The 10,239-nt window shown below is 35.9% G+C and carries 9 protein-coding genes; 5 read left to right on the top strand and 4 right to left on the bottom strand.

The annotated features are described in order from the left end of the window. Together B3C16_RS10010 and hemL are read left to right on the top strand one after the other, a co-directional pair. The coding region (locus tag B3C16_RS10010; protein WP_291131319.1) for a glucosaminidase domain-containing protein at positions 1-501 on the top strand (501 nt) is incomplete at its 5' end. Positions 502-528: 27 nt separating this feature from the next. Then, positions 529-1,815, top strand: a complete 1,287-nt coding sequence (hemL, locus tag B3C16_RS10005; RefSeq protein WP_291131317.1) for a glutamate-1-semialdehyde 2,1-aminomutase — start codon at positions 529-531, stop codon at positions 1,813-1,815. A gap of 53 nt (positions 1,816-1,868) precedes the next feature. Here hemL and B3C16_RS10000 read toward each other — a convergent pair whose 3' ends face one another. The 3 genes from B3C16_RS10000 to lysS all read right to left on the bottom strand — a co-directional run bounded on the left by B3C16_RS10000 (position 1,869) and on the right by lysS (position 4,605). Beyond that, positions 1,869-2,240 carry a hypothetical protein gene (locus tag B3C16_RS10000; RefSeq protein WP_121311695.1) on the bottom strand — a complete coding sequence of 124 codons (372 nt, stop codon included), beginning with the start codon at positions 2,238-2,240 and terminating at the stop codon, positions 1,869-1,871. A gap of 75 nt (positions 2,241-2,315) precedes the next feature. Further along, positions 2,316-2,807, bottom strand: a complete 492-nt coding sequence (locus B3C16_RS09995; protein WP_291131314.1) for a hypothetical protein — start codon at positions 2,805-2,807, stop codon at positions 2,316-2,318. A 106-nt stretch (positions 2,808-2,913) separates the two neighbouring features. Continuing rightward, the gene (lysS, locus tag B3C16_RS09990) at positions 2,914-4,605 is read right to left on the bottom strand and encodes a lysine--tRNA ligase (RefSeq protein ID WP_291131312.1); all 1,692 of its coding nucleotides are present in this window, start codon (positions 4,603-4,605) and stop codon (positions 2,914-2,916) included. A 241-nt stretch (positions 4,606-4,846) separates the two neighbouring features. Here lysS and B3C16_RS09985 point away from each other — a divergent pair, with 241 nt between their 5' ends. Further along, positions 4,847-5,668 carry a hypothetical protein gene (locus B3C16_RS09985; protein ID WP_291131310.1) on the top strand — a complete coding sequence of 274 codons (822 nt, stop codon included), beginning with the start codon at positions 4,847-4,849 and terminating at the stop codon, positions 5,666-5,668. A gap of 2 nt (positions 5,669-5,670) precedes the next feature. Beyond that, entirely contained in the window at positions 5,671-6,363 is a 693-nt protein-coding gene (lipB, locus tag B3C16_RS09980) for a lipoyl(octanoyl) transferase LipB (protein WP_291131308.1), read from the top strand. 13 nt (positions 6,364-6,376) lie between these two features. On the opposite strand, the gene B3C16_RS09975 is transcribed toward lipB, so the two are convergent. Continuing rightward, positions 6,377-6,976, bottom strand: a complete 600-nt coding sequence (locus B3C16_RS09975) for a ribonuclease HII (RefSeq protein ID WP_291131306.1) — start codon at positions 6,974-6,976, stop codon at positions 6,377-6,379. A gap of 197 nt (positions 6,977-7,173) precedes the next feature. Between B3C16_RS09975 and B3C16_RS09970 the strand changes: the two genes are divergently transcribed. After that, a complete protein-coding gene (locus tag B3C16_RS09970; protein WP_121311689.1) occupies positions 7,174-10,221 on the top strand; it encodes a SusC/RagA family TonB-linked outer membrane protein in 3,048 nt (1,015 codons plus the stop codon). Positions 10,222-10,239 lie beyond the last annotated feature (18 nt).

Genomic DNA, 10,239 nt, shown 5'->3' with positions numbered 1-10,239 from the left:
AATAATCATTTTGGAATCAAATGCCATAAAGAATGGACCGGACCAAGTATAAGATATACTGATGATGAAGAAAATGAGTGTTTTAGAAAATATGATGATCCAAGTGGTTCATTCCGTGATCATTCTTATTTTTTAACCAGTCGTCCGCGTTATGCTTCCTTATTCCAACTGGGTAAAAATGATTATGCGGCTTGGGCGAGAGGTTTAAAAGCTGCCGGTTATGCTACGGATCCTAAATATCCTGAAAAATTGATTGGTTTGATTGAGCGTTATCAGTTGGCTAAATATGATGCTGAAGTTTTAGGCAAAGACTATGTTTCTATGGCTGTTGCCAAAAAAGAAATAGTGTATGCTGAAGAAGTTGAAAGATACACTGTGGTCAAAGGTGATACCTTATATTCATTATCTAAAAAGTTCAATATTTCGATTGAAGAATTAAAAAGAAAAAACAATATGAACGATAATTCATTGTCTCTTGGGCAAACTATTATCGTTAAGTAAATTCCAAATAAAAACCCCATTTAAGATATGATTTATCAAAGAAGCAGTCAGTTGTTTGCTGAAGCTGAAAAAGTGATTCCAGGTGGTGTGAATTCACCTGTAAGAGCATTTAAAGGAGTAGGCGGAACGCCTATTTTTGCCAAAAGTGCCAAAGGCGCTTACTTGTATGATGAAGATGATAACCGATTGATTGACTATATCAATTCTTGGGGGCCAATGATTTTAGGGCATGCTTTCCAACCTGTAGTGGATGCCGTTGTTGAAAAAGCTAAAAAAGGAACTTCCTTCGGAATGCCTACCGAATTAGAAACCAAAATCGCTCAGTTAGCCATTGCTATGGTGCCGAATATTGACAAAATTCGTTTTGTAAATTCAGGAACCGAAGCTTGTATGAGCGCAATTCGTCTCGCCAGAGGATTTACAAAAAGAGATAAAATTATCAAATTTTCAGGTTGTTATCACGGTCATTCGGATTCTTTTTTGATAGCAGCAGGAAGCGGATTAAGTACATTTGGCGTACCAAACAGTCCGGGAGTTACGCAAGGAACAGCCAAAGATACCTTATTGGCGAACTACAATGATTTAGAAAATGTAAAAGCATTATTCGAAGCCAATAAAAATGAAATCGCTGCTATTATCATCGAACCGGTTGCCGGAAATATGGGTTGTGTACCTCCAAAAAATGGGTTTTTACAATCACTTCGTGAAGTTTGTGATGCCAATGGCGCATTGCTGATTTTTGATGAAGTCATGACTGGTTTTCGCTTGGCTAAAGGTGGCGCGCAGGAATTATATGGTGTAACTGCCGATATTGCTTGTTTTGGAAAAGTTATTGGCGGTGGTTTGCCGGTTGGTGCTTTTGCAGCACGCCATGAAATCATGGATTATTTAGCGCCGCTTGGACCGGTTTATCAAGCCGGGACTTTGTCAGGAAATCCGTTGGCGATGGCTGCCGGTTTGGCTATGTTGGAAGCTTTAAATAACGATGTCGATATTTTTAAAAGACTGGAAGAAAAAACCGCTTATTTGCACAAAGGTATTCACAAAGTTTTGAGTGATAATAATATTGTGTTTACCATTAACAGAGTAGGATCGATGATTTCAGTTCATTTTGATGCGAATCCGGTTGTCGATTTTCAAACGGCTAAAAATGGCGATAATGAAACCTTTAAGAAATTCTTTCACGGGTTGTTGAACGAAGGAGTTTATATTGCGCCATCGGCATATGAAACCTGGTTTATTACTGATGCGTTGACTTATGAAGATTTAGATTTTACGATTAATGCAATCAATAAAGTTGCCCAAAAATTATAAAATAAAAAAAGCCCTTTTCATCGAAAAGGGCTTTTTTGTATCATATATTAACCTTAGTTAATTAATTTTTGAAGTAATTCAGGATTTTTTTCTAATTTTCCCATTTGGTTTTCGTCCAATGAAGCTCTGATTTTAGCCTCTATCACTCTAGCCAATTCAGCTTTTCTTTCTGGAGTTAAGTTGCTCTCCAAAGTTCTGTGCTTTTGTTCAAAAAGTCTATAGAAATCAGCGTTTTGAGTGTCGCTTAAACCTAATAATAGCGTTAACTCTGTAGCTTCTTTTTTTGCTTTTTCAACAGATGTGAATTGTTTGTTTATGGATTCGCTTTTTGCTTTTTCAGCAGCGGTAGCACTCTTTTTATCTTGTGCATTTGCATTGATAGTGAATGCTAACATGATTGTTAAAGCAGCAATTAATTTTTTCATTGGTATAAATTTTTAGTTGAATATCAATACCAAAACTAATTTATTTTAATGGAAACACAAAATTTATTTTCTTAATTAATCCTTAGGAAGTTCTTTGGAGTCCTTTTTCCCTCTTCTTTCCTTCATTTTTTCTTTAACAGTGGCTTTTTTCTCTTCGCGAATTTTTTCCCATTTAGCGAATTGTTCAGGAGTCAGTACTTTTTTCATTTCAGTAGTTAAAGCTGCTTGTTCCTCTGTCATTTTAGCCTTCATTTCAGCCTTTTTTATTTTCATCTCTGCTTTTTTGGCTTCCATTTCAGCTCTTTTTTCTTCCCTTTTTTCTACTTGCTTAGTTACAATAGCGCGAACTTCTTTTACTTGTTTGTCATTAAGACTCAAATCTTGGGACATTTTTTTGACCTGCAAATCAACTTTTTGTTCTGTAGTTAATTTTTCTCTTTCAGGTCTTCTTTCTTTTTTTTCTTGTGCCATTGCAGTTATGCCAACAAACAATAATAGGGCTAAAAAAACATTTTTACTCACCATTGTAAAATTGTTTTTTTGGTGTTCGTGAATCGTTGATTTCATTTTTTCTATTTTTTAAGATTATGCAGTTAGGACGCCGGCAATTTCAAAAGGTTTAAACGTTAACAAAACTTTATAAAAAAAGGAACTCAATTGAGTTCCTTTAATATTAGTTCAAAACCACCGTTTTGTTATCGCCGTCAACAACTACTTTCGTTAAGCCATGCTTAGCTAAACCTTTAATCGCAGCATCCCATTTTTTGCCACTCAATTGAGATTGTTCTTTTAATAGTCCTAAAGCTTGGTTGTTTTCTGTTTTCAATAAACCAATGATTACTTTCTCATCTTCGGTTAAATCCAATTGCTTTTTCTCCGGACGCATTTGCGGGAAGAACAATACTTCTTGAATCGAAGCATTATTGGTTAAGAACATAATCAATCGGTCCATTCCAATTCCCATTCCGGATGTTGGTGGCATTCCATACTCTAAAGCTCTTAAAAAGTCGTTGTCTATGAATTGTGTTGCTTCATCATCGCCACGTTCTGCCAATTGCAATTGGGCTTCAAAACGCGCTCTTTGGTCAATCGGGTCGTTTAATTCTGAATAAGCGTTGGCTATTTCTTTTCCGCAAACCATTAATTCAAAACGCTCTGTCAATTCAGGATTGTCTCGGTGTTCTTTACAAAGCGGAGACATTTCTTTTGGATAATCAGTAATAAAGGTCGGTTGGATAAAGTTGCCTTCACATTTGGCGCCAAAAATCTCATCGATCAATTTGCCTTTGCCCATCGTTTCATCCACTTCGATATTCATTCCGCGAGCTGCCGCAAAAATCTCTGCTTCGCTTTTGCCCGAAATATCAAAGCCGGTAAATTGTTTGATAGCATCGGTCATCGTTACACGAGCATAAGGCGCTTTGAAATTTACTTTGTGTTCTCCAAAAACCGATTCTGTCGTTCCGTTTACTTCATTGGCACAATATTCCAATAAGTTTTCGGCAAATTCCATCATCCAGTTGTAATCTTTATAAGAAACATAAATTTCCATCGCGGTAAATTCAGGATTGTGCGTTCTGTCCATGCCTTCATTTCTGAAGTTTTTCGAGAATTCATACACACCGTCAAAACCGCCTACGATTAATCTTTTTAAATACAATTCGTTGGCAATTCTCATATACAAAGGAATGTCCAAACTGTTGTGGTGCGTAATAAACGGACGCGCCGCAGCACCACCGGCGATGGATTGCAATACCGGAGTTTCTACTTCCATATAACCGGCAGCGTTGAAAAAGTTACGCATCGCTGTGAACAATTTGGTTCTTTTAATGAACACTTCTTTCACTTGTGGATTTACGACTAAATCTACATAGCGCATTCGGTATCGCAATTCGGCATCGTTAAAAGCATCATGTACATTTCCGTCTTCGTCTTTTTTGGGTAACGGTAACGGACGTAAAGTTTTACTTAAGAAAGTGAATTTGTCTACACGAACTGATTTTTCACCTACTTTGGTTAAAAACATTTCGCCTTCAATTCCTATAAAATCCCCTAAGTCGGTCAGTTTCCTAAAAACCTGAGTATATAAAGTTTTGTCTTCGCCCGGACATAGCACATCACGGTTAAAATACAACTGAATTCTGCCTTCGCTATCTTGTAATTCTACAAACGAAGCTTTTCCCATATCTCTGTCGCTCATCATTCGACCGGCCAACACAACCTTCTTTCCTTCTTCGAAGTTTTCCTTAACCTGTTTGGAAGTATGATCCACTGGGAATAAATCCGCAGGATAAGGGTTAATTCCTAATTCGCGTAAAGTGTTTAGTTTCTCTCTTCTAATGATTTCTTGTTCCGAAAGTTGCATATCGTATTGTATTTAAGCGTGCAAAGATAGGTATAATTTGAAAATGTGACAATTTGAAAATTTGAAAATGATTTTAAATATTTGGAGCGAATAGTTCGGGCTTTATCGGTTAGCCTTTTTCCCGCTTTTCGTTACAATAACTTTGTCAAAGCTCAAAACTTTGGCAAAGTTGATTTCCACTGCAATCGGGGCTAATTGGTAAATCATTTGTATCTTTGGGGAAAATTTTAAAATCCAAACCATGAAAATTATAAAATTACTTTTAGTACTGACCATTCTCTTTAATTTCAGCAGTTGTACCATTACCGAAAAATTAATCGTTAACGAAAATGGTGGCGGAAAATTTGCTTATGATATCGACGGCGCCAAAATGATGTCGATGATGGGAAGCGCTTTTAAAGGGGATGAAAAGCCAAGTAAAAAAAGCAAGAAGAAAAAAGACAAACCAAGTAAAGATATTGACAGCACTTTTACCTTCAAAGAAATGTTTGCCGATAAACAAGACAGTATTGCCAAGCTATCTCCTGAAGAACAAGCGAAAATCAAAAAAATGGAAAGATTCACTGTTCATATGGTTATGAATGAAGAAAAAGGAATCATGAACTATTCTATGTTTACCGATTTTAATTCGGTTGCCGAATTACAAGATATGATGTCTCCGGTAGAATCAATGAAAACATTATCTCCGACAGGTCAAGCCGGAGGAATGGGCATGGCGCCAAGTGCTTTGGAAGATAATTCTGCTACCCAATTTTTTTATGATGGTAAAATGTTCAAAAAGATAGTTTCCGAAAAAGAGAATAAAAAAGAAGAAGAACCGACCGGTGAAATTAGTGAAGAAAGTGCTGCGCTTTCTGAAGAATTGAAATTAAAAGAATCGTTAAACATGTTTTTTGAACAATCAAACTACAAGGTAGTATACCAATTTCCAAAAGCAGTAAAGAAAGTTTCCGTTGAAAACGCTTTGTATAGTGAAGACAGAAAAACAATTACGATAGAGTATCCGTTAAAAGATTATATGGACAGTCCAAAGAAATTAAACTTTGACGTGGAATTCGAATAATAATGAACAACATAATCAAGCTCCAAGATTTAGGCAACAAAGACTATAAAGAAACTTGGGATTACCAAGAAAAACTTTTTAAAGAAATTGTCGATATCAAAATACAAAAAAGGAATAATCCTGATTTGATAACACCTAATTATTTCCTTTTTGTAGAACATCCGCATGTTTACACTTTAGGAAAAAGCGGTGATATTTCTAATTTGTTGCTTTCCGAAAAACAATTGGAAGCTAAAGGCGCTACTTTTTATAAAATCAATCGCGGTGGCGATATCACTTATCATGGTCCCGGACAAATTGTAGGTTATCCAATCTTGGATTTAGAAAACTTTTTCACAGATATTCATAAGTATTTGCGTTTTTTAGAAGAGGTTATTATTTTGACTTTAGCCGAGTATGGTATAATCGGTACAAGAAGCGAAGGTGAAACCGGAGTTTGGTTAGCTGTCGGTACGCCATTTGCCCGAAAAATTTGTGCTATGGGCGTTCGTGCCAGTCGTTGGGTAACGATGCATGGTTTTGCTTTAAATGTCAATGCCAATTTAGGCTACTTTGACAATATCATTCCGTGTGGTATCAAAGGCAAGGCAGTAACGTCACTTCATGTAGAATTGGGGCGAGAAATCGATGAAACAGAAATAAAGGAAAAAATTGTTAAACATTTTGCAATCCTTTTTGATTCTGTTTTTGTCTAAAAATCTAAGAAATCTAAAATTCTAATTTTAACTGTTCCGGCAATAATCGAAAAGACTTTCGATGGTATTTACTGACGCCATATTTTCTTATCGCCTCTCTATGTTCTATTGTGGGATAGCCTTTGTTTTTTTTCCAATTGTACATTGGGAATTCTTCGTGAATTTTATTCATGTATTCGTCTCTGTAGGTTTTTGCTAAAACAGAGGCGGCTGCTATACTGAGGTATTTGCTGTCTCCTTTAACAATAGTGGTAAATGGAATCTCATTTACAGGTTTAAAGCGGTTTCCGTCTACTATTATATAATTAGGTAGAGGATTTAGTTTAAGAATAGACTCTTGCATGGCTTTAATAGAGGCATTCAAAATATTGATTTCATCAACAACTGTATGATCAAGATGGGTAACGCTATAGCTGATGGCTTGGGCTTCAATTATGGGCTTTAATAGCTCTCTTGTTTTTTCTGAAAGTTGTTTGGAGTCATTGAGCAAATCCAATTTAAAATCTTCAGGTAAAATTATAGCGGCAGCGGTCACAGGTCCCGCCAAACATCCTCTTCCGGCTTCATCGGTTCCGCATTCTTGAGTGAGAGATGAGAATCTTAATTTTAACATAAAAATTAATTTTGATAAAAATATAAAAACTTACGCAACCATTTGCAATAATGCGCGTCAATTAAGTGTTGAGTTGTTGGCATCAACTTAATCGCGAATTTTTTAACACAAATAAATTGTATTATTCCGAAGTAATATTTGTTTATTTAAGAAAAAATTAAGAAGTTTGCGGAATAACTAACTCAAATAAAATTAATATGAGATCGAAGTTCAAATGGATTTTTACGCTTTTACTAGCGTTATCAATGCAGTTTTCGTTTGCACAAGAGAAAACTGTAACCGGAGTTGTTTCAGATAAAACTGGACCACTTCCTGGGGCAAATGTTGTTGTTAAAGGTACTACTCGTTCTGCGCAAGCAGATTTTGATGGTAAATTCAGCATCACTGCTAAAGCCGGAGAGGTTTTAGTAATTTCATTTACAGGTTACAACAATTCTAGTGTAACTGTAGGTGCGGCCAATAATTATGTCGTTACATTAACTGACGGTATTAAATTGGATGAAGTAGTAGTAGAAGGATATAGAAATACTACTAAAGGGACAACAGTAGTGGCACAAACTACGGTTAACGCTAAAACTATTGAAAACCGTCCAAATGCGTCCTTTATCCAAACATTACAAGGGCAAGTAGCCGGTTTGAATATTACTTCAGGGACTGGTCAACCGGGTGCGGCAAGTTCGGTAGTTATCCGTGGTGCTGGTTCGTTAACTGGTAATACAGATCCGTTGTATGTAATTGATGGGATACCTACCAATGCAATTAACTTTAGATCAATCAATCCTACGGATATTGAATCTGTTACAGTGTTGAAAGATGCTGCGGCTACTGCTATTTATGGTAATAGAGGTTCTGGTGGTGTAATTATTGTTAAAACGAAACGTGGAGGAACTGGTGATGCTAAGACAAGTTTTAGATACTCTTCTACTACAGGGTATACTGAATTGCAAAAAGCGAAATATTCATTTGCGGATTCTAGAGAATTATTGACTTTAGAAAAGAGATACGGTGTAGGTAGAGGTAATTCATTAACAGATGATGAGATTGCTGCCTATGGTATTAATACTGATTGGGTTAACTACTTCTTCAGTCAAGCAAAATCAACAGATCACCAATTGAGTATTGAAACTTCGGGAAAAAATTTAAATTCTTACACTTCTGTAAGTTATTTAGATCAAGAAGGGATTTTGCAGAATACAGGTTTAAAGCGTTTTACTCTAAGAAATAATTTATCAGGAAAATCAAATAATGATAAATTTACTTATTCTCTTAATACGAGTTTAGGTTTTTCTAAAAGCCAACAAGCAGTTAGCTTAGGTACGGGAAGTATCAATCAAAACTATGTGTTAGGCGCTACTTTGGGTGCGCCATATATTAGTCCTGATGAATATGTTAGTTCTCAACAGGTTTTTGATTTGTACAATACTGATGGTACTTTATTGTATACGCCTTTGTTTTTGATTGACAAAGCTAATACTTTCTCTAATGATACTGATGAGGTTAGGATGAGTGCCGGCGTTGATTTAGGTTATAATCTATTCAAAAATGTAACAGCAAGATCTAGAACTTCTTTTGAAAATATTGAAACTAGAATCGTTCAGTGGCAACATCCAATTTCTTTTAACTCGTTTTTGTTTTTAAATCCGGGACAAGAATTTGGGGGTACAGAAAGTATTGCCTTCAGAAGAGAGTTCCGTTTCAACCAATTATGGCAAGTAGAGTGGAAAAAAACATTTGCTGAAAAACACACTGTAACGGCTTTGGGTAATGCGGAATACTATGGTTCTCAAGTAAATACTGACTTCCAAAACCAAAGAGGTCTTGACCCAAGAACCTTTGTTCCGGGTACAGGTGCCGGTTATTTAGCCGACATTACGGCTCATGATTTTTATGGGCCAACTGGAAATGCTTCTAAAATAAAATATGCTTTGCTTTCTTATTTTGGGGTTTTAGATTATGACTTTAATGACCGTTTAGGAGTAGTTGGTACAGTAAGATATGATGGTACCAATAGATTTGCAGAAGACTATTACTGGGGTACTTTTTGGTCTGTAGCAGGTAGATGGAATATCAACAAAGAAAAATTCATGGAAAACAGTGGGTTTCAAGTTTTAAAGTTAAGAGCCTCTTATGGTACAACTGGAAATGAACGAATCCAAGCGGGTACTGAATGGACAAGTTTACAACCACCGCTAACTAGAGATACTTATGCTAATAGTGCTACTGTTCCGGGTCAATACAATGGTGCCGCAAGTTATGCAGTAACTTTAGGTGTTGATGATTTACGATGGGAAACTACTACGCAATGGAATGTTGGTATAGATTTTGAATTTTTCAAAAACAGGGTAAGAGGTACTTTAGATTATTACAATAGATTAACTGTAGATTTGCTTAATACTGAACCTATATCTCCAATTACTGGTCAAACGCTGATTAACAGAAATTCTGATATTGAATTAACTAATAAAGGTTTTGAATTGTCTTTAGCATATGATGTGGTGCGTAATGAAAACTTTAAGTTTACAGTAAGAGGGAATGTTTCCAAAAACAATACTACTGTAAATGGTATACCTGAAGCACAAGGGGGAGAACAGAATCTAGGACTTACTATTAATAGAAATGGTTTGCAACCTTATGAATTCTACCTTTATCCTTATGCAGGTGTAAATCCTGATAATGGTAACTTGTTATTCGAAGCGGCTGACGGGACTTTAACTGAAACACCAAGTATTGCTGATGACAGTAGAGCTACAGGAAAAACATCTACACCGATTTACCAAGGTGGATTTGGGTTTGATTTAGACTATAAAGGTTTCTTTGCTTCTACTAACTTCACTTTTGTTCAAGATGTTTATCGTTTTGATTACGATTTACAAGGATTATACGATCCGGGATCCTTAGGGCAATTTGTAGTGTCAGATGATTTATTAAATGCATGGACGCCTACCAATACAGACACTAATGTCCCTTCGTTAAATGCTACTAATTATGGTGCTGAGGCTAATTCAGACAGATTTTTGAAGGATGCTTCCTATGTTAGATTAAGATACCTTCAAGTAGGTTATAGAGTGCCTAAGAAATTCCTTGATAAAACATTTATTACAGGTTTAAGTTTCTATGTTCAAGGAGAAAACTTATACACTTGGACCAAATGGGAAGGTTTAGATGCGGAAAGTAATAGAGGTAATGATCAAGCTCAATATCCAACACCAAGGATTTTTAGTTTTGGTGTAGATCTTAAATTTTAATAAATAAATAATAATAAA

The organism is Flavobacterium sp. UBA7682, from assembly GCF_002482945.1.
Lineage (GTDB): Bacteria > Bacteroidota > Bacteroidia > Flavobacteriales > Flavobacteriaceae > Flavobacterium.
Note: the sequence above shows the minus strand (reverse complement) of the source record. Positions and strands in the feature narration are given on the sequence as shown.

Coding starts and splice junctions, on each gene's coding strand:
- hemL (WP_291131317.1), top strand. CDS start 529: ATGATTTATCAAAGAAGCAGTCAGTTGTTTGCTGAAGCTGAAAAAGTG.
- B3C16_RS10000 (WP_121311695.1), bottom strand. CDS start 2,240: ATGAAAAAATTAATTGCTGCTTTAACAATCATGTTAGCATTCACTATC.
- B3C16_RS09995 (WP_291131314.1), bottom strand. CDS start 2,807: ATGAAATCAACGATTCACGAACACCAAAAAAACAATTTTACAATGGTG.
- lysS (WP_291131312.1), bottom strand. CDS start 4,605: ATGCAACTTTCGGAACAAGAAATCATTAGAAGAGAGAAACTAAACACT.
- B3C16_RS09985 (WP_291131310.1), top strand. CDS start 4,847: ATGAAAATTATAAAATTACTTTTAGTACTGACCATTCTCTTTAATTTC.
- lipB (WP_291131308.1), top strand. CDS start 5,671: ATGAACAACATAATCAAGCTCCAAGATTTAGGCAACAAAGACTATAAA.
- B3C16_RS09975 (WP_291131306.1), bottom strand. CDS start 6,976: ATGTTAAAATTAAGATTCTCATCTCTCACTCAAGAATGCGGAACCGAT.
- B3C16_RS09970 (WP_121311689.1), top strand. CDS start 7,174: ATGAGATCGAAGTTCAAATGGATTTTTACGCTTTTACTAGCGTTATCA.